The sequence below is a fragment of the Streptomyces sp. NPDC046831 genome, from assembly GCF_040645305.1.
Classification (GTDB): domain Bacteria; phylum Actinomycetota; class Actinomycetes; order Streptomycetales; family Streptomycetaceae; genus Streptomyces.
Window position 1 is genome coordinate 66747 of the sequence record NZ_JBEYXZ010000028.1, and the last position, 20113, is coordinate 86859.

General features: G+C 72.2%; 14 protein-coding genes. 4 read left to right on the forward strand and 10 right to left on the reverse strand.

The genetic code is table 11. The annotated features are described in order from the left end of the window. Positions 1 to 135: 135 nt before the first annotated feature. The 7 genes from ABZ920_RS22610 to ABZ920_RS22640 all read right to left on the reverse strand — a co-directional run bounded on the left by ABZ920_RS22610 (position 136) and on the right by ABZ920_RS22640 (position 9675). Entirely contained in the window at positions 136 to 1341 is a 1206-nt protein-coding gene (locus ABZ920_RS22610; RefSeq protein ID WP_361507820.1) for an acyl-CoA dehydrogenase family protein, read from the reverse strand. Further along, positions 1342 to 1905 carry a MaoC family dehydratase gene (locus ABZ920_RS22615; RefSeq protein WP_361507823.1) on the reverse strand — a complete coding sequence of 188 codons (564 nt, stop codon included), beginning with the start codon at positions 1903 to 1905 and terminating at the stop codon, positions 1342 to 1344. Between the two features lie 5 nt (positions 1906 to 1910). Next, the gene (locus ABZ920_RS22620; protein ID WP_361507826.1) at positions 1911 to 2921 is read right to left on the reverse strand and encodes a CoA ester lyase; all 1011 of its coding nucleotides are present in this window, start codon (positions 2919 to 2921) and stop codon (positions 1911 to 1913) included. After that, positions 2918 to 5089, reverse strand: a complete 2172-nt coding sequence (locus ABZ920_RS22625) for a protein meaA (RefSeq protein WP_361507829.1) — start codon at positions 5087 to 5089, stop codon at positions 2918 to 2920. Before ABZ920_RS22625 ends, ABZ920_RS22620 begins: the two co-directional genes overlap by 4 nt. A 17-nt stretch (positions 5090 to 5106) precedes the next feature. Further along, positions 5107 to 6450 carry a crotonyl-CoA carboxylase/reductase gene (gene ccrA / locus ABZ920_RS22630; RefSeq protein WP_361507832.1) on the reverse strand — a complete coding sequence of 448 codons (1344 nt, stop codon included), beginning with the start codon at positions 6448 to 6450 and terminating at the stop codon, positions 5107 to 5109. Positions 6451 to 6896: 446 nt separating this feature from the next. Next, positions 6897 to 7712, reverse strand: coding sequence for a TetR family transcriptional regulator (locus tag ABZ920_RS22635; protein WP_361507835.1), 816 nt, complete (start codon positions 7710 to 7712; stop codon positions 6897 to 6899). A gap of 157 nt (positions 7713 to 7869) precedes the next feature. Beyond that, the gene (locus ABZ920_RS22640; RefSeq protein WP_361507838.1) at positions 7870 to 9675 is read right to left on the reverse strand and encodes a 3-hydroxybutyryl-CoA dehydrogenase; all 1806 of its coding nucleotides are present in this window, start codon (positions 9673 to 9675) and stop codon (positions 7870 to 7872) included. Between the two features lie 370 nt (positions 9676 to 10045). Here ABZ920_RS22640 and ABZ920_RS22645 point away from each other — a divergent pair, with 370 nt between their 5' ends. Continuing rightward, positions 10046 to 10621: an adenylosuccinate lyase gene (locus tag ABZ920_RS22645; protein WP_361507841.1), complete on the forward strand. Its 576-nt coding sequence runs from the start codon at positions 10046 to 10048 to the stop codon at positions 10619 to 10621. Between the two features lie 92 nt (positions 10622 to 10713). Here ABZ920_RS22645 and ABZ920_RS22650 read toward each other — a convergent pair whose 3' ends face one another. The 3 genes from ABZ920_RS22650 to ABZ920_RS22660 form a co-directional block, all read right to left on the reverse strand. After that, positions 10714 to 11112, reverse strand: coding sequence for a RidA family protein (locus tag ABZ920_RS22650; protein WP_361507844.1), 399 nt, complete (start codon positions 11110 to 11112; stop codon positions 10714 to 10716). Between the two features lie 119 nt (positions 11113 to 11231). Continuing rightward, positions 11232 to 12857, reverse strand: a complete 1626-nt coding sequence (locus tag ABZ920_RS22655) for an alpha/beta hydrolase (protein ID WP_361507847.1) — start codon at positions 12855 to 12857, stop codon at positions 11232 to 11234. A 190-nt stretch (positions 12858 to 13047) separates the two neighbouring features. After that, the gene (locus ABZ920_RS22660) at positions 13048 to 14085 is read right to left on the reverse strand and encodes an Rv2578c family radical SAM protein (RefSeq protein ID WP_361507849.1); all 1038 of its coding nucleotides are present in this window, start codon (positions 14083 to 14085) and stop codon (positions 13048 to 13050) included. Positions 14086 to 14266: 181 nt separating this feature from the next. Here ABZ920_RS22660 and ABZ920_RS22665 point away from each other — a divergent pair, with 181 nt between their 5' ends. The 3 genes from ABZ920_RS22665 to ABZ920_RS22675 all read left to right on the forward strand — a co-directional run bounded on the left by ABZ920_RS22665 (position 14267) and on the right by ABZ920_RS22675 (position 19921). Next, complete coding sequence (locus ABZ920_RS22665; protein WP_361507852.1) at positions 14267 to 14710, forward strand: SRPBCC family protein; 444 nt, start codon at positions 14267 to 14269, stop codon at positions 14708 to 14710. A gap of 171 nt (positions 14711 to 14881) precedes the next feature. After that, a complete protein-coding gene (locus ABZ920_RS22670; protein ID WP_361507855.1) occupies positions 14882 to 17272 on the forward strand; it encodes an MFS transporter in 2391 nt (796 codons plus the stop codon). A gap of 147 nt (positions 17273 to 17419) precedes the next feature. Beyond that, positions 17420 to 19921: a SpoIIE family protein phosphatase gene (locus tag ABZ920_RS22675; protein ID WP_361507858.1), complete on the forward strand. Its 2502-nt coding sequence runs from the start codon at positions 17420 to 17422 to the stop codon at positions 19919 to 19921. Positions 19922 to 20113: the final 192 nt, after the last annotated feature.

Below are 20113 nucleotides of genomic sequence, written 5' to 3' on the forward strand. Positions count from 1 at the left end.
ACGGGGGACGGCGGCTTTACGCGATCGTAGCGGTTAAGGGCCGCAACTGGGTAAGCCGAGCACCCGAGTCGGCGTCCGAACACCGCTGACGGGGTGTGATCTTCTTCTCGAAGAAAACACCCCGTACCCGGATGATCAGCCCTGGAATCGATACTCCTCGAGCAACCTGCGGCCGATGATCATTTTCTGGATCTCGGCGGTACCCTCGCCGATGAGCAGCATCGGGGCCTCGCGGTAGAGGCGCTCGATCTCGTACTCCTTGGAGAAGCCGTAGCCGCCGTGGATCCGGAAGGCGTCCTCCACGACCTCCTTGCAGTACTCGGAGGCGAGGTACTTCGCCATCCCCGCTTCGAGGTCGTTTCGCTCACCGGAGTCCTTTTTGCGCGCTGCGTTCACCATCATCGCATGCGCGGCCTCGACCTTGGTGGCCATCTCGGCGAGCTTGAACTGGATGGCCTGGTGCTGGGCGATCGGCTTGCCGAACGTGTGACGCTGCTGGGCGTACTGGACGCCGAGCTCGAACGCGCGCTGGGCGACGCCGCAGCCGCGGGCGGCCACGTTCACGCGGCCCACCTCCACGCCGTCCATCATGTGGTAAAAACCTCGCCCGGTGACGCCGCCGAGCACCCGATCGGCCGGAATGCGCAGACCGTCCATGATCAGCTCGGTGGTGTCGACCCCCTTGTAGCCCATCTTCTCGATCTTGCCCGGGATGGTCAGGCCGGGGCGGACCTCGCCGAAGCCGGGCTCCTTCTCCACCAGGAAGGTGGTCATGGACTTGTGGGGCGCGGTGCCGTCGGGGTGTCCTTCGTCACTGCGGACCAGGACGGCCACGAGCGAGGACGTGCCGCCGTTCGTCAGCCACATCTTCTGGCCGGTCAGGACGTACTCGTCGCCGTCCCTGACCGCCTTGGAGGAGATCGCCGACACGTCGGAGCCGAGCGCCGGCTCCGACATCGAGAAGGCGCCGCGGATGTCGCCGGCCGCCATCCTCGGCAGGAAGTGCTCCCTCTGCTCCTGCGTGCCGTGCTGCTTGAGCATGTACGCGACGATGAAGTGGGTGTTGATGATGCCGGACACCGACATCCAGCCGCGGGCGATCTCCTCCACGCACAGGGCGTAGGTGAGCAGCGACTCGCCCAGACCCCCGTACTCCTCGGGGATCATCAGTCCGAACAGGCCCAGTTCCCTCAGGCCGTCGACGATCTGCTGCGGGTACTCGTCGCGGTGCTCCAGCTCGGTCGCGACCGGGATGATCTCCTTGTCCACGAAGTCACGGACGGTGGAGACGATCTCCCGCTGAATGTCCGTGAGGCCGTGGGTCTGGGCGAGGCGGCTCATCTACTTCTCCTGCGACTTCGGCTCGGAACCGGGGGCGCCGCCCGCCGGGGGCGTCGTTCGGGGCTCGGCGAGGACCGGGCGGCCGGGCTGCTCGCCGCCGCGCTCCTTGATGTACGTCTCGGTCGGCACCATCACCTTGCGGCGGAACACGCACACGAGCGTGCCGTCCTGCTTGTAGCCCTTGGTCTCGACGTGGACGATGCCGCGGTCGTTCTTCGACTTCGACGGCCACTTGTCGAGCACCGTCGTCTCGCCGTAGATCGTGTCGCCGTGGAAGGTCGGCGCCACGTGCCTGAGCGACTCGATCTCCAGGTTGGCGATCGCCTTGCCGGAGATGTCCGGGACGGACATGCCGAGCAGCAGCGAGTAGACGTAGTTGCCGACGACGACGTTCCTGCCGAAGTCCGTCGTCTTCTCGGCGTAGTTCGTGTCCATGTGGAGCGGGTGGTGGTTCATGGTGAGGAGACAGAACAGGTGGTCGTCGTACTCCGTGACCGTCTTGCCCGGCCAGTGCTTGTACGTCGCCCCGACCTCGAACTCCTCGTACGTGCGTCCGAACTGCATGCCCCTCACGCCTCCGGGATCTCGAACGTGCTGGTGCGCTGCATGCCGGCGGCGCGGCCCTTGCCCGCGACGACGAGGGCCATCTTACGGCTGGCCTCGTCGATCATCTCGTCGCCGAGCATCGCGGACCCCTTCTTGCCGCCGGCCTCCGACGTGTAGTACTCGTACGCGTCCAGGATCAGCTCGGCGTGGTCGTAGTCCTCCTGGGAGGGCGAGAAGACCTCGTTGGCGGCGTCGACCTGGCCGGGGTGCAGCACCCACTTGCCGTCGAAGCCGAGCGCGGCGGCGCGGCCGGCGACCTCACGGAAGCCGTCGACGTTGCGGATCTGCAGGTAGGGGCCGTCGATCGCCTGGAGGTTGTTGGCGCGGGCGGCCATCAGGATCTTCATCAGGATGTAGTGGTAGGCGTCCGCCGGGTAGCCGGGCGGCTGCTCGCCCACGACCAGCGACTTCATGTTGATCGACGCCATGAAGTCGGCCGGGCCGAAGATGATCGTCTCCACACGCGGCGAGGCCTGCGCGATCGCGTTGACGTTGTTCAGGCCCTGCGCGTTCTCGATCTGCGCCTCGATGCCGATGCGGCCGACCTCGAAGCCCATCGTCTTCTCGATCTGCGTCAGCAGCAGGTCGAGGGCGACGACCTGATCGGCGCTCTGCACCTTCGGCAGCATGATGCAGTCGAGGTTGGGGCCCGCGCCCTCGACCACGGTCACGACGTCCCGGTACGTCCACTCGGTGGTCCAGTCGTTGACGCGTACGACCCTGGTCTTGCCCGTCCAGTCGCCCTCGTTGAGGAACTTGACGATCGTGTGCCGCGCCTCGGGCTTGGCCAGCGGCGCGCACGCGTCCTCCAGGTCCAGGAACACCTGGTCCGCCGGCAGGCCCTGGGCCTTCTCCAGGAAGCGCGGGTTCGAGCCCGGTACGGCCAGGCAGGAGCGCCGCGGGCGGAGACGGTTGACGGGCGCGGCGGAGCCGCTCGCCGCAAGGGCGGTGGTGGGAGACGGGTGGGCCGTCATGCGGGGACCTCCAGGGGGTCGAGCTTGTTCGCTTTCCGGATCTCGTCGACGATGCGGCCGATGATCCCGGTGATGTCGAAGTCCTTCGGGGTGAAGACCGCGGCCACTCCGGCTGCCCTGAGCTGCTCGGCGTCACCGCTGGGGATGATGCCACCGGCGATCACCGGTATGTCTGTGGCACCCGCCACACGCAGCCGTTCGAGCACGTCCGGCACCAGCTGGGCGTGCGAACCGGACAGGATCGACAGGCCGACCGCGTGCACGTCCTCGGCGAGGGCCGCGTCCACGATCTGCTCGGGCGTCAGCCGGATGCCCTGGTAGACCACCTCGAAGCCGGCGTCCCGCGCGCGCACCGCGATCTGCTCCGCGCCGTTGGAGTGGCCGTCCAGACCGGGCTTGCCCACCAGGAAGCGCAGCTTGCCGACGCCGAGGTCCCTCGCCGTGGCGTCCACCTTGCGGCGGACCAGGGCCAGCGCGCTGCCCTCCTCGGCGGGGACGGCCACCGGGGCCGAGGAGACGCCCGTGGGCGCCCTGAACTCGCCGAACACCTCGCGCAGGGCCCCGGCCCACTCGCCGGTCGTCGCCCCGGCGCGGGCGCACTCCAGGGTGGCCTCCATCAGGTTCTCGTTGCCGCGGGCGGCCTCCTTCAGCCGCTCCAGCGCCTTGCAGGGGCGCGGGTGGTTGAACGGCGGCTGGTAGCGGCTGTCGCGCCACTGCTGGAGCGAGGCGATCACCCGGGCCTCGACGGCCGGGTCCACCGTCTGGATCGCGGTGTCCAGATCGGCGGTCAGCGGGTTCGGCTCGGTGCCCTCGAAGGCGTTGACACCGATGATCTTCTCCTGCCCGGACTCGATCCGGGCCCTGCGCTCGGCGTGCGAGGCGACCAGCTGCGACTTCAGGTAGCCGGACTCCACGGCGGCCATCGCGCCGCCCATCTCCTGGATCCGGTCGATCTCGGCGAGCGCCGCCTCGACCAGCTCGTCCACCTTCGCCTCGATCACCTTCGAGCCCTCGAAGATGTCGTCGTACTCCAGCAGGTCGCTCTCGTAGGCGAGCACCTGCTGGATGCGCAGCGACCACTGCTGGTCCCAGGGCCGGGGCAGGCCCAGCGCCTCGTTCCAGGCCGGCAGCTGCACGGCACGGGCGCGGGCGTCCTTGGAGAGGGTGACGGCCAGCATCTCCAGCACGATCCGCTGGACGTTGTTCTCCGGCTGCGCCTCCGTCAGGCCCAGGGAGTTGACCTGGACGCCGTAGCGGAAGCGGCGCTGCTTGGGGTTCTCGATGCCGTACCGCTCCCGCGTGATCCTGTCCCAGATGCGGCCGAACGCCCGCATCTTGCACATCTCCTCGATGAAGCGGACGCCCGCGTTCACGAAGAAGGAGATGCGGGCCACGACATCGCCCATGCGTTCCGGCGGCACCTGGCCGCTGTCGCGGACCGCGTCGAGGACGGCGATGGCGGTGGACATCGCGTACGCGATCTCCTGGACCGGCGTGGCGCCCGCCTCCTGCAGGTGGTAGCTGCAGATGTTGATCGGGTTCCACTTCGGCATGTGGGAGACCGTGTACGCGATCATGTCCGTCGTCAGCCGGAGCGACGGCCCGGGCGGGAAGACGTGCGTGCCCCGGGACAGGTACTCCTTGACGATGTCGTTCTGGGTCGTGCCCTGGAGCTTGGTGATGTCCGCACCCTGCTCCTCGGCGACGACCTGGTAGAGCGCCAGCAGCCACATGGCGGTGGCGTTGATCGTCATCGAGGTGTTCATCTGCTCCAGGGGGATGTCCTGGAACAGCCGGCGCATGTCACCGAGGTGCGCGACGGGCACGCCGACCCGGCCGACCTCGCCGCGGGCGAGGACGTGGTCGGGGTCGTAGCCGGTCTGCGTCGGCAGGTCGAACGCCACCGACAGGCCGGTCTGGCCCTTGGCGAGGTTGCGCCGGTACAGCTCGTTGGACGCCTCGGCCGTGGAGTGGCCGGCGTACGTGCGCATGAGCCACGGCCGGTCCTTCTCCGTCCGTGCCCGCGCCCGGGGGCGCCCGGCGCCGGAGCCGGCATCGCCCGGGCCGCGGTCGCCGTGCTCCCCCGGCTTCGTCTCCTGCCGCCCCGGTGCGCCCTCGGGCGCAGCCACGGGCTCCCGCTCCGCCTCGGCGGGCTGACGCTCGGTCATCTGTGGCCTCCGCTGTCTCAGATGTTCCGGAAGCGGTTGATGGCGTCGATGTGCTTCGCGCGCTTCTCGTGGTCGCGCACGCCCAGGCCCTCCTCGGGGGCCATGCACAGCACGCCGACCTTGCCCTGGTGGAGGTTGCGGTGCACGTCGTAGGCGGCCTGGCCGGTGTCCTCCAGGGAGTACACCTTGGACAGGGTCGGGTGGATCTTGCCCTTCGCGATGAGCCGGTTGGCCTCCCAGGCCTCGCGGTAGTTGGCGAAGTGCGAGCCGATGATGCGCTTCAGGGACATCCACAGGTAGCGGTTGTCGTACTCGTGCATGTAGCCCGAGGTGGAGGCGCAGGTGGTGATGGTGCCGCCCTTGCGGGTGACGTAGACGCTCGCGCCGAAGGTCTCGCGGCCGGGGTGCTCGAAGACGATGTCGATGTCCTCGCCGCCGGTGAGTTCGCGGATGCGCTTGCCGAAGCGCTTCCACTCCTTCGGGTCCTGGGTGTTCTCGTCCTTCCAGAACTTGTAGCCCTCGGCGCTGCGGTCGATGATCGCCTCGGCGCCCATCGAGCGGCAGATGTCCGCCTTCTGCTCGCTGGAGACCACACAGATCGGGTTGGCGCCGCCGGCCAGGGCGAACTGCGTGGCGTACGAGCCGAGTCCGCCGCTCGCGCCCCAGATGAGGACGTTGTCGCCCTGCTTCATGCCGGCGCCGTTGCGGGAGACCAGCTGCCGGTAGGCGGTGGAGTTGACCAGACCGGGGGCGGCGGCCTCCTCCCAGCTGAGGTGGTCCGGCTTGGGCATCAGCTGGTTGGACTTGACCAGGGCGATCTCGGCGAGACCGCCGAAGTTGGTCTCGAAGCCCCAGATGCGCTGCTCGGGGTCGAGCATCGTGTCGTTGTGGCCGTCGCTGGACTCCAGCTCGACGGAGAGGCAGTGCGCGACGACCTCGTCACCGGGCCGCCAGGCGTTGACGCCCGGGCCGGTGCGCAGCACGACGCCCGCGAGGTCGGAGCCGATGATGTGGTACGGCAGGTCGTGGCGCTTGGCCAGCTCGCTGACCCGGCCGTAGCGCTCCAGGAAACCGAAGGTGGACAGCGGCTCGAAGATCGACGTCCACACCGAGTTGTAGTTGACCGACGAGGCCATGACGGCGACCAGCGCCTCGCCCGGGCCGAGCTCGGGCAGCGGCACCTCGTCGAGGTGGATCGACTTGCGCGGGTCCTTGTCGCGGGTGGCGAGGCCCGCGAACATCTCCGTCTCGTCCTTGTGCACGGTGATCGCACGGTACGACTCGGGGAGCGGGAGGGCGGCGAAGTCCTCCGACGTGGAGTCGGGCGACTGGATCGCGGCCAGGATGTCCTTCACGGTCACGGTGTTGCCTCCGGCGGTGAGCGCCCTGAGGGAGGGGCGCTGAGGGTTGCGTCGGGTGCTGCTGAGGGTGGATGAGGGTGTGCCGTCGGTTCGGCGGGTGGTGCTTCGGCGGCGCTTGGTGGCGCGGGAGGTTGCCTGTGACGCAGGCGTCCGGGCGCACGAGCCGGGGAGGCTTGCGGGGACAGCCGGCGTGCGTTCGGTCCTGCACGCCGGCCGCCCGGACCTCTTCAACGTATGACACCGCGTGTCAGGTGGCAAGGCACTGAGTGCCAGATCCTTGCGCTCAGACGAAATCTTTACGTTACAAATGAGCGATGATCGATCGCAGCGCGGGGACACCTCGGTCCACAAACGCCCCTGACATGGCAAAACGGCCACCCCGAGGGGGTGGCCGTCGTCACAGTGCCCGCGCCGGTTCTGTGTTCCGTACCGGCTCCGGGAGGCGCTCAGCGGTCCTTCAGGGCCTCCTCGATGGTCCGCATGACCTCGTCGAGGGGGGCGTCGGTGCGGGCGACCGTCACCAGCACCTCGCCCTGCCGGGACACCGCCGCCGGCGCCGGCGCGGGCTGGGGCGCCGTGCTCCGGCCGGCTCCGATCCCGGTGCCGAACGTCCTGCGCACGATGGCGAAGGCGTGGTCCAGCTGCGCCTCCACGTCGCCCTGGCCGCCCGCCCGCAGCCAGCGCCGCAGCACGTGGTTGTGCGCGGTCACCACGGCCGACGCGGCGACCTCGGCCAGCAGCGGGTCGTCGTTGGCGTCGTCGGCGTGCGCGCGCTCGTCGAAGTGGCCGAGCAGGTAGCGCGTGAACAGACGCTCGTAGCGGGCCACGGAGGCGATCTCCGCCTCCCGCAGCGTCGGCACCTCGCGGGTCAGCTTGTAGCGCGCGACCGAGATCTCCGGCCGGGCCGCGTACATCTTCATGACTTCCTTGATCCCGCGGCACACCGTGTCGAGCGGGTGCTCGTGCGCGGGCGCGGCCTTGAGCACCGCCTCCGCGCGGATCAGGGTGTCGTCGTGGTCGGGGAAGATCGCCTCTTCCTTGGAGCGGAAGTGGCGGAAGAAGGTGCGGCGGGCGACCCCCGCCGCCGCGGCGATCTCGTCGACGGTCGTCGCTTCGTATCCCTTGGTCGCGAACAGTTCCATCGCGGCGGCCGCCAGTTCCCGGCGCATCTTGAGCCGTTGGGCGGCGGCGCGGGAACCCGCGGCGCTCTCCGGCGCGTCGGGCGCGGCTGGTGTACGTGCGGACTTGGCGGGCTGGGACATGACCCGAACGTACTGCATGCGCGCGGCCCGGTGCGCAGGTCCCCGGCTTCCCCCGCCTCCGTCGGGCAGGGGAGCGCCGGGCCGGCCGGGCGGGGGGAACCCGCCCGGATCGAGCAGTCCGCCCCACTCGCCGGAGGGGAGCCGGTCCGCGGGGTCCTCAGCGGCGGGCATATTCGCGGAAGCCGCGGCCCGTCTTGCGGCCGAGGCAGCCCGCGGCCACCAGGTGCTCCAGAAGCGGCGCGGGCGCGAGGCCCGGGTCCCGGAACTCGCGGTGGAGGACCTTCTCGATGGCCAGGGAGACGTCCAGCCCGACGACGTCCAGCAGCTCGAACGGCCCCATCGGGTAGCCGCCGCCCAGCTTCATCGCCGCGTCGATGTCGTCGAGGGACGCGTAGTGCTCCTGCACCATCTTGATCGCGTTGTTGAGGTACGGGAACAGCAGCGCGTTGACGATGAAGCCCGCCCGGTCCCCGCAGTCCACCGCGTGCTTCCTGACCTTGCCGCAGACCTCGCGCACGGTGGCGTGGACGTCGTCGGCGGTCAGCACCGTGCGGACGACCTCGACCAGCTTCATGGCGGGCGCCGGGTTGAAGAAGTGCATGCCGATCACGTCCTGCGGACGCGAGGTGGCGCGGGCGCAGGCGACGACGGGCAGCGACGAGGTGGTGGTGGCCAGCACGGCGCCCGGCCGGCACACCTTGTCCAGCGTCGCGAACAGCTGCTGCTTGACCGCCAGGTCCTCGGCGACCGCCTCCACGGCCAGGTCCACGTCGGCGAAGTCGTCGTAGGTGCCCGTGGCCGTGATCCGGTCCAGGGTCTGCTCCGCCGCCTCCGCGGTCAGCCGGCCCTTGTTGACGGAGCGCGACAGCGACGTGCCGATCCTGGCCTTGGCGGCCTGCGCCTTCTCTGCGCTGCGGGCGGCGAGCACCACCTCGTACCCGGCCTTGGCGAAGACCTCGGCGATGCCGGAGGCCATCGTGCCCGAGCCCGCGACGCCGACGGAGCGCACCGGACGCCCCGGCACGGCGGTGCCGCCCTCGCCCGGGGTCAGGGCGTCCGCCACGACGGTGCCGCTGCCCGGTGCCTCGTAGGTGTAGAAGCCGCGCCCGGCCTTGCGGCCCGTCAGGCCCGCCTCGCTGAGCTGCTTCAGGATCGGGGCGGGGGCGTGCAGCCGGTCGCGGGACTCGGCGTACATCGCGTCCAGGACCGTGCGCGCGGTGTCGATGCCGATCAGGTCGAGCAGTGCGAGCGGTCCCATCGGCAGACCGCAGCCGAGCCGCATCGCGGCGTCGATGTCCTCGCGGGAGGCGTACTTGGCCTCGTACATCGCGGCGGCCTGGTTGAGGTAGCCGAACAGCAGGCCGTCGGCGACGAAGCCGGGCCGGTCGCCCACCGCGACGGGCTCCTTGCCCAGGTCGAGGGCGAGCTGGGTGACCGCGGTGACGGCCGCCGGCGCGGTCAGCACCGACGAGACGACCTCGACCAGTCTCATGGCCGGCGCCGGGTTGAAGAAGTGCAGGCCGAGCACGCGCTCGGGGTGGGCGGAGTCGGCGGCCAGGCGCGTGACGGACAGCGCGTTGGTGCCGGTCGCCAGGATCGTCCCGGGCCGCACGATGCCGTCCAGCTCCCGGATGATCTGCTGCTTGACCTCGTACGACTCGGGTGCCACCTCGATGACCAGGTCGGCGTCGGCCGCGGCGGCGAGGTCGGTGGAGGTGCGCACACGGGCCAGGGCGTCCGCGCGTTCCTGCTCGGTCAGGCGGCCGCGCTCGACGGCGCGGGCGGTGGAGGACTCCAGGGCGGCGACGCACGTGGCGGCCGCGGCCTCGCTGACGTCGATGCCGACGACCTCCCGGCCGGCGCGGGCGAGGACCTCGGTGATGCCGGTGCCCATGGTGCCGAGGCCGACGACGGCGACGGTCTTCAGCGGGGAGTCGGAGGTGTCGGAGAGGGGAGTGGCCATCGCGGGACTCCAGGAATGAGGGTGACGACTGGGAACGCGCCCGGCGCGCCGGAAGGGGCGCACCGGGGGCGGTGAGGGATGCGGGTGTTGCCGGGCTGCCAGCGCACACGCCCGGTGCCGGACGCCGCGGGCGCGCACACGCCCGGCGGCCGGCCGAACCGACCGGCTCTGTCCCGGAGCCGAGTCGTACTGCGGTACAGGAGTACCGAACCGACAACACTCACGGCGGCTGCGTCACCAGGCCGCTGCGAGTCTGCGCGAGTGGGTAACTCGCTCGTCTGAGCTTAACCGGCCGGTAACGAGCGCGCCACCCCCCTGAGTTTGTGACCTAGGTCCCGAAGAGGGGCCGCGCACGCCTAGGCTGGCCTTCGTGGACGAAGAGTTGCGGGCGCTCACGGAGCGCTTACGGCAGGAGTCGGGCGGCTCGGCGGCGTTCGGGCATCTGACGGCCACCGGGGACCCGGACGAACTGGCCGAGGTGCTCACGGCTCCCGGGCAGCCGCTGTGGGCGCGGGAACTGGCCGCGTTCCGGCTGGGGCTGGCCGGCGACCGGCGCGCCTTCGAGTCCCTGGTGCTGTTCCTCAACCACCGGGAACCGCGGCGCTGCGCCTCGGCCGCGTACGCCCTGGCCCGGCTCGGCGATCCCCGTACCGCCCGGGCGGCGGCCGCTCTCGCCACCAACGAACTGCGCGTCGCCTACGCGCTGCACCCGGTCCGGCTGCTGACCGAACTGCGGGCGCCCGAGTCGGTGCCCGCCCTGATCACCACGCTGGAGCGCCGGCTCCGCCCGCACGACCCCTACCAACGGGTGGCCCTTGCCTGCGTGGAGGGCCTCGGCGCCCTCGGCGACGCCCGCGCCCGCCCCGTTCTGAACGAGGCATTGGCCCACCCGGCGCTCGCTCAGGCGGCGGTGCGCGCACTGGCGCGGATCCCGAAGCAGAGATGAACCCGCCCGCCGCCCGGGGCGCGTCCCGGTCACCGTGCCGGCGGCCGGGCTGATCGTGACGGCCTGTCAGCCGGCGTCCGCATGCCGGTCCTTCACCCGGCCACCACCGCGAACGCCTCGACCTCCATCAGGAACTCGGGGCGCACCAGGGCGGCCACCTGGACGGCGGAGACGGCCGGGAGGCGGTCGTCGGGCAGGTGCTCGGCGCGGGCCGCGCGCAGGGCGGGCAGATGGGCCATGTCCGTGACGAAGTAGGTGAGTTTGACGACGTCGTCGAAGGTGGCCCCGGCGGAGGCCAGGCAGCGGCGGAGGTTCTCGAAGACCTGCCGGGCCTGGGCGCCGGCATCCCCCTCGCCGACGAGCGCGCCGGTCTCGTCCAGGGCGAGCTGGCCCGAGATCGCGACGAAACGGCCCGCGCCCAGGACGACATGGGTGTACTGGGCGGCGGGGGCCACGCCGTCGGGGGCGGGGATCCTGGTGAGTTCGCTCATGCGTCCCATGGTGGACCACCGGTCCTGCCGTCCCGCACGACAGGTGGCCGGGTTTCTCCGCGGTGGCCGCCGGGCCCGCCGTGCCCGGCGGGACCGCCGGACAGGACCCGGCCGGCCGCTCAGTGGCGGAAGCCCACCAGCGCGTGCAGCGTCGCACCGGGGGAGGCGGCGGACGGGAGGGCGCGCGCGCCGGCCCCGGCCGCGGGGGCCGTGGAGGCGGCCCTGGCGCCCAGCGGTTTGGGATCGGGCAGCTTCCGGCACACCGCGTCGGCCACGCCCCGGCCGCGGGGCACGGTGCCGTCGGTCAGGTACCTCGCCAGGTACCTGTCCAGGCAGGCGTTCCCGCTCAGCGTGATGCCGTGGTTCCCGCCGCCCTCCTCGACGACCAGGCCGGAGCCCGCCAGCAGCCGGTGCATCGTGACGCCGCCCCGGTAGGGGGTGGCCGCGTCGTCGGTCGCCTGGAACAGCAGCGCCGGCGGCAGCTTGGCGTTGGCGACGTCCACCGGGGCCGACGGGCCGGTGGGCCAGAACGCGCACGGTGCGTTGTACCAGGCGTTGTTCCAGGTCATGAAGGGTGCCTTGGCGAACACCGCCCAGTTGTCCTCGCGCCAGGTCCGCCAGTCCCGCGGCCAGGCGCTGTCACGGCACTGCACGGAGGTGTAGACGCTGTAGCCGTTGCCGCCCGCGGCGTCGTCGTCGCCGAAGTCCTCGTGGGCGTCGACCAGGGGCGCGGTGTCCGCGTCGTTCACGTACGCCGCGAACGCCTCCGCCAGATAGGGCCAGTAGCCGTTGTAGTAGCCGCCCGGGACGAAGGTGTCCTCCAGTTCGGAGGCCCCGACCTTGCCCTCCGCCGGCTTCTTCGCCAGCGCCGCCCGCATGGCGTACCACTCGGCCTCGACCCGGGCCGGGTCGGTGCCCAGCCGGTAGACCGAGTCGTGCCGGGCGACCCACGCGAGGAACGCCCGGTGGCGGTCGTCGAAGGCGTAGTCCTGCTGGATGTTGTCGTCGTACCAGACGCCGGCCGGGTCGACGACCGAGTCCAGGACCAGGCGGCGCACCCGCTGGGGGAAGAGCTTGGCGTACACCGCGCCGAGGTAGGTGCCGTACGAGTAGCCGAAGTAACTGATCTTTTGCGCGCCGACGGCCCTGCGGATCGCGTCCAGGTCCGTGGCGGCGCTGACGGTGTCGAGGTGCGGCAGCAGGCTCGCGTACTTCCTGCCGCAGGCGGCGGCGAAGGACCGGGCGCGCGCCAGGTTGGCCCGCTCGATCGCGGGCGTGCTCGGCACCGAGTCGGGGCGCACCGGGCCGAAGTGGTCCGGCGCGCAGTCCGGGGCCGGCCGGCTCGCGCCCACCCCGCGCGGGTCGAACCCGATGACGTCGTACCGCGCCGCGACCGCGGCGGGCAGGGACTTGGCGACGAACCCGGCGAGCGTCCGGCCGCTGCCGCCCGGACCGCCGGGGTTGACCAGCAGCGGCCCCTGGTACGTCCGGTCCGTGTGCGGGACGCGGGACAGCGCCAGCGTGATCTGCCGCCCGGAGGGGTCGCGGTGGTCGAGCGGCACCTTCAGGGACCCGCACTGCAGGGCCGGGTAGTCCTTGGTGCCGCACTTCCTCCAGGCGACCTTCGCCACCTGGGCCCGCGCGGTGACCGGGGCCGGCGAGGTGCTCGCGTCGGCGGGGACGGCCGTGAACGAGCCGGCCACCACGACGGCGGCTCCGCACAGCACCGCGGCGCGTTGTCTCATCAATGGTCCTCCCAGGACGGAGGGGCTGCGGACCGCGGGTCTCGCGCTCCACGCCGCATCGTCCCGGAAAGGGCCACGGGAGGAACGCGTCGCGGCGGTTCTTGACCCGATCGGGTCCCGGGATGCCCTCGAACGATCCCAGGGTGCGTGCCGGGTTCCGCGCGCCGGATCCCGGCTCCGTCCGAGGCTCTCAGAGGAGCGTCAGCTGGGTCGGTCCGGACGGTGTGGACGGTGCGGGCTCCGGGGGCCGGACACGCCGGCGCTCCCCGGCGCGCGTGGGGCCGATGCCGTACTCCCGCGCCAGGTCGTGGACCTGACGGGTGATCCGGCGCTGGTACCACGTCGGTGCGTACGCGCCCTCGGCGTACAGCCGCTCGTACCGGGGCACCAGGTGCGGGTGGTGCCGGCCGAGCCAGGCCATGAACCACTCGCGGGCGCCCGGCCGCAGGTGCAGCACCAGCGGTGTGACGGAGGTGGCGCCGGCCGTTGCGATCGCCCGCACGGTGGCCCGCAGCTGGGCCGGGTGGTCGCTCAGGAAGGGGACCACCGGGGCCATCAGCACGCCGCAGCCGATGCCGTGCTCGCCGAGGGTGCGCACCACGTCCAGACGGCGCTCCGGCGCCGGCGTGCCCGGCTCCACCGTGCGCCACAGCTCGGCGTCGGTGAAGCCCACGGAGACCGAGACGCCGACGTCGGTGACCTCGGACGCCTGCTTCAGCAGCTCCAGGTCGCGCAGGATCAGCGTGCCCTTGGTGAGGATGGAGAAAGGGTTCGCGTGGTCGCGCAGGGCAGCCAGGATGCCGGGCATCAGGCGGTAGCGGCCCTCGGCGCGCTGGTAGCAGTCGACGTTCGTGCCCATCGCGATGTGCTCGCCCTGCCAGCGGCGCGAGGACAGCTGGCGGCGCAGCAGGTCCGGGGCGTTCACCTTGACCACGATCTGCGTGTCGAAGCCGATCCCCGTGTCCAGGTCCAGGTAGCCGTGCGTCCTGCGGGCGAAGCAGTACACGCACGCGTGGGTGCAGCCCCGGTAGGGGTTGACCGTCCACTCGAACGGCATGCGGGAGGCGCCCGGCACCCGGTTGACGATCGAGCGCGCCCGGATCTCGTGGAAGGTGATCCCCCGGAATTCGGGCGTGTCGAAGGTACGGGTGGTCACGGAGTCCGCGCCGAACAGCGCGGCGTCGGCCCCGCTGTGGTCCGTCTCCAGCGTGAGGTTGTCCCAGCGCATGACGCCTCCTCGGTAGCGCTGCACCAAGAATAGAACACACGTTCCCATGATCGCTCGACATGTCAGACCCGGTCGCCTCCCCGACCTGGATCGATCACGGGCGGAACCCCGATGTGGGGAGCCGGTGAGCGGGGTGGTTGGCTTGTCCCAACCCTGGAATCGCAAGTCCTGGAGGAACCTGATGGCGCAGGTCGAGGCCACTACGGAGCGGGTCGTCGCGGCGGACGCGGAGAAGGTGTTCGACGCCCTCGCCGACTACAGCGGCACCCGCGGGAGGCTGCTGCCCGAACAGTTCAGCGAGTACGAGGTGCGCGAGGGCGGCGACGGGGAGGGCACCCTCGTCCACTGGAGGCTCCAGGCGACCAGCAAGCGCGTGCGCGACTGCCTGCTGGAGGTCACCGAGCCCACCGACGGCGAACTCGTCGAGAAGGACCGCAACTCCTCCATGGTCACCACCTGGCGGGTCACCCCGGCGGGCGAGGGGAGGTCCCGGGTCGTCGTGACCAGCACGTGGAAGGGCGCCGGCGGCATCGGCGGATTCTTCGAGAGGACCTTCGCGCCCAAGGGGCTCGCCCGCATCCACGACGCGGTCCTCGCCCGGCTCGCCACCGAGGTCGAGCAGTAGGGTCCGCCACCCCGGACGCCCCAACGGGACCGGTACGGGGCCGCGTTGGCCCCCTCACCGGTTCGAGTGCATCTCCCGTCGTTCGGGCGGTGCGCCGTAACCCGTCGTGCTTGCCCGCAGTTCTCGCCGTACGCGGGAACGGTGCGGCAGGCGCGACGAGGGGAGCGGTACGTGGGCGGGATCACTCTGGTGCGGGACGAACCGGCGGTGGCGCCGCCGAGGACACCCGCCGCGCCGCCGGCCCCCGGCCCCGACCTGAGCCCCCGCCGCGTGCGGCTGGTGTTCCTCGGGCTGATGCTCGCGCTGCTCCTCGCCGCGCTGGAGCAGATGATCGTCGCCACGGCCCTGCCGAAGATCGTCGGCGAGCTGCACGGCCTGGACAGGATGTCGTGGGCGATCACCGCCTACCTGCTCACGGCCACCGTCGGACTGCCGATCTACGGCAAGCTCGGCGACCTGCTCGGCCGCAAGGGCGTCTTCCAGTTCGCCATCGTCGTCTTCGTCGCCGGCTCGGCGCTCGCCGGGCGGGCGACGACCATGGACCAGCTCATCGTCTTCCGCGCCGTCCAGGGCGTCGGCGCCGGCGGACTCATGACCGGCGTCCAGGCGATCATCGCGGACATCGTGCCGCCCCGGCAGCGCGGCCGCTTCATGGGACTCATCGGCGCCGCCTTCGGACTGGCCTCCGTCGCCGGCCCGCTGCTCGGCGGGTACTTCACCGACCACCTCTCCTGGCGGTGGTGCTTCTACGTCAACGTGCCCTTCGGCCTGCTGACCCTGGCCGTCGTCACCGTCGTGCTGAAGCTGCCGAAGCCCGCGACGAGGGGACGGCTCGACCTGCCCGGCGCCCTGCTGCTCACCGCGGCCTCGACCTGCCTGGTGCTGCTGACCAGCTGGGGCGGCACCGAGTACGCCTGGGGCTCGCGCGTCGTCCTCGGCCTCGGCGCGGGCGCCGCGGCGGCCGTCGTCCTCTTCCTCGTCGCCGAGCGCTACGCCGCCGAACCCCTGATCCCGCTGCGGCTGTTCAGGGACTCCGTCTTCAACGTCAGCGGCCTGGTCGGCCTGGTCGTCGGCGTCGCGCTGTTCGGCGCCGCCAGCTACCTGCCGACGTTCCTGCAGATGGTCGACGGCGCCTCGGCCACCGAGTCGGGCCTGCTGATGCTGCCGATGATGGGCGGCATCGTCGTGGCCTCCATCGTCTCCGGGCAGCTCATCAGCCGCACCGGCCGCTACAAGGTGTACCCGGTCGCCGGCGGGGCGCTGTCCGCGGCCGGCATGTGGCTGCTCTCCCGTCTCGAGGTGGACACGCCCCGCCTGCACTACAGCGTCTGGATGGCCGTCCTCGGCGCCGGCTTCGGCCTGGTGATGCCGGTTTTGATCCTCGCCGTGCAGAACTCCGTGCGGCCCGCCGACCTCGGCACGGCCACCAGCGCCAACAACTACTTCCGGCAGATCGGCGGCAGCGTCGGCGCCGCCGTCTTCGGCACCCTCTTCGCCGGCCGGCTCACCGACGCCCTCGCCGCACGCGTCCCCGCGCAGGCCGGCGCCCGTCTTCCCGACCCCGAGTCGATCACCCCGCAGCTGGTCCACGCCCTGCCCCCGCACCTGCGCGACGCCTACATCCGGGCGTACGCCGACGCCATGCCGCGGATCTTCCTTTACCTCGTGCCGGTGCTCGTCCTCGGCCTGATCATCGCCTTCTTCCTCAAGGAGAGACCCCTGGTGTCCCACAACGCCCCCGCATCCCCGGCGGAGACCGCGCACACGACCGCCGGCATCCCGCACGCCCGTGCGCCGTTTCCCGCCGGCGTCCCCGTCTGCGGCACGGTGCAGCACGCCGACGGCACCGTGGTGCCCCGTGCGGCGCTCACCCTCATCGACGTCACCGGGCGGCAGATCGGGCGCGGCGCGAGCGGGGAGGACGGCCGGTACGCGCTGTCGACGCCGGGTTCCGGGGCGTACGTCCTGATCGCCGCGGCCGGCGGCCACCAGCCGCAGGCCGTGTCCGTCACCGTCGGGGAGCGCCCCGTCGAACTCGACGTCGTCCTCGGTGGCGCCGGCCGCCTCGCGGGCAGCGTCCTGACCGCGGACGGCAGCCCGGTGCGCGACGCCACCGTCACGCTGACCAACGTGCACGGCGAGGTCGTGGCCAGCACCCGCAGCGGACGTGAGGGCGGGTACGTCATCACCGAACTGGTCGCGGGGGAGTACACCCTCGCCGCCAGCGCACCCGCCTTCCGCCCGGCCGCGCTGCCGGTCTCCGTGCAGGCCTCCCGGGAGACCCGCCAGGACGTCGAGCTCGCCGGCGGCGCCGTGCTGCGCGGCACCGTCCGGGCCACCGGCGGGCGGCCCGTGGAGGACGCCCGCGTGACCCTCCTCGACGCCGCCGGCAACGTCGTCGACACGCTGACCACGGGAGCCGACGGCATGTTCCGCTTCGTCGACCTGTCCTCCGGCGAGTACACCGTGATCGCCGCCGGCTACCCGCCGGTGGCCACGGTGCTGCAGGTGGCGGGCGGGGGACGCACGGAACGCGACCTCCAGCTCGGCCACGAGGACTGAGCCCGGCGCCCCCCGGCGCGCTTCCGCGCGCCGGGAGCGCGCGGCCCGGACCAGTTCCGGCGTTGTCACACATCGCCACCGGCCGCCCCCGTACCGTGGTGGAAGGGGCAACAGATCTTGCGGAGCCGTGGGAGAGAGGCCTGCGCCATGGACCGTGGCACCGACAGGGACGCATCTCTCGGCCGGGGGACCGGGGACGGCGCGGCGGCGGGGGCCGCCGAGGCCGGCCGCGTCCCGCTGGCGGTGGTCGTCGTCGACCGGGACGGCCTGGTGTCCCACTGGAGCAGGGGCGCGTGGCGGCTGTTCGGCATCGCCAAGGACGAGGCCATCGGCCGCCCGGCCGCCGATCTGCTCCCCGTCTCGGGCGCGCTGCCCGAGGAGGACGGAGATCTCCCGGACGAGGCACCCTCAGCCTGGGACGGGCCGGTTCCCGCCCTGGAGTCCTCCCTGGACGGCCCGCTGCCGTACCCGGCCGCGGGCCGCGCCCGCCTCAGCGTGCCGGGGCGCGAGCCCGACGGCGGGGCGGAGGACGTGGGGCGGGCACGGGCCGACGTCCTGTGGTGGGCGTACCCGCTGGCGGGCCCGGGGCGGGAGCGGCTGCTGGTGCTCGCCGCCGACGCGGCCGCGGTGGGCGACGAGGGCGAGGATCCCGGCGCCGGGGCGCCCTGCGAGCGCGTCGTGCCCGCCTTCGCCCTGCACACCGACTTCCCCGGTGCCGAGGAACTCGCCCGGCGGCTGCCCGAGATCCTGCCCGGCACGAGCGTCCGCGAGAGCGCCCGCATCGTCGCGCAGGTCCTCGAACTCGGCTATCCGGTGCTGGAGTTCAGCCGCAACGAGCGGGTGCCCGTCACGCCCGACTGGGGCGTGTCCCGGCGGGCCGGACGGCTGGCGCGCCGGCAGCGGGCCGCGCGCGCCCTGGCGGCCGGTGAGCCGGTGCCGCGGGACCTCCTCGACGACGGCGAGGACCTCGAGTACGCCGCCGTGCGCGAGCGGCTGGAGTTCCTCAACGAGGTCAGCGGCCGCATCGGCACCTCCCTGGACCTCTCCCGCACGATCGACGAGGTCAGCACCGCCGTCGTGCCCCGCTTCACCGACGTGGCGTGCACGTACCTGCGCGAACAGGTCGTCGCCGGCGAGGGGTTCCCCGAGGGGGCGCCCGACGCCACCACCCTGTGGCACCGCGTCGCCCTGGAGCACACCGACGAACCCGGCCGCTGGGACGACACCGTCCCGGTCGGCGAGTCCCTGCAGATCCCGGCGCACACACCCTTCTTCCAGTGCATGACCACCGGCGAGCCCATCCTGGTGCCGCACATCGGCGAGGAGATGGGGCAGGCGATCGCGGAGCAGTTCGAAAAGCGCGACATGCGGCCCTTCCTGACCCACCGCTCCATGCTGATCGTGCCCCTGAAGGCGCGCAACGTGGTGCTGGGCTTCATGGTCCTGCTGCGCCACCCCGAGCGGCCCGAGTTCAACGACATGGACCGGGTCACCGGCGCTGAACTCGCCGCCCGCGCGGCCCTGGTGCTCGACAACGCGCGCATGTACACCCACCAGGAGAGCGTCGCCGAGACCCTCCAGGACAGCATGCTGCCGCACATCCCGCCGCACCGGGCGGGCTGCGACATCGCCACCCGCTACCTGCCCGGGACGCTGCTGGGCCGGGTCGGCGGCGACTGGTTCGACTCGGTCAAGCTGCCGGGCGCACGCACCGCGCTCGTCGTCGGCGACGTGATGGGCCACGGCCTGAACTCGGCCGCCATGATGGGCCAGTTGCGCACCGCCGTGCAGACCATGGCCGCCCTCGACCTGCCGCCGGCCCGGCTGCTGCGCAACCTCGACGACCTCGCCCAGCGGCTCGGCGACAGCTACCTCGCCACCTGCCTGTACGCCGTCTACGACCCGATCGCCGGCGAACTGCACCTCGCCAACGCGGGCCACATCCCACCGGTCCTGGTCCGCGCCGGCGACGGCCGCAGCGAGCTGCTCGGCCTGCCCACGGGCGCGCCCGTCGGCGTGGGCGGGGTGCCCTTCGAGGCGGTGCGCGTGCGGGTGCGGCCCGGCGACCGGCTGGTGATGTGCACCGACGGGCTGGTCGAGATGCGCGGCGAGGACATCGGCGTCCGCCTCGCCGCCCTGTGCGAGTCCGCCGCCCACCCGGCGGCGTCCATGGACGACGCCTGCGACACGATCATCCGCGCGCTGAACACCCGCGGCGGCCGCAAGGACGACGTGGCCCTGCTCATGGCCCGGCTGAACGGCATCGCGCCGGACGACGTCGCCGAGTGGCGCCTGGCCCGTGACCCGGCTGAGGTGCGGCGCGCCCGTGCCGTGGTCCGCGAGCGGCTGCACGCGTGGCAGCTCGCCGGGCTCGCCGACCAGGCAGAGCTGCTGGCCGGTGAACTCGTCACCAACGCCGTGCGGCACTCCCGCGGCGGGCCCGTCGCGCTGCGGCTCGTCCGCGGGGACACGCTGCTGTGCGAGGTGGACGACGACGACCACGACCTGCCCACGCTGCTCAGCGCCGGCCCCGGTGACGAGTCCGGGCGCGGGCTGCGCGTGGTGAGCACCCTGGCGCGTGAGTGGGGCGCCAGCCGGACGGCCACCGGCAAGTCCGTCTGGTTCGAACTCACCCTGCCCCGGCGCTGAACAGGGCGCGCGGCCCTCGCCGCACGGCCGGTGCGGTGACCGGCCCGCACGGCCGTGGCGGCACGCCCGGTCGACGTCCCCGCCGGAGGTCGTGCCGGTGACTACGGCCGGGCGGTCGCCGCGCGAACTGGCGTTGCGCGGCAGGCCGTTGACGCCTGACGGCAGCCCGCTCACGACACCGCCCCCGTGGCT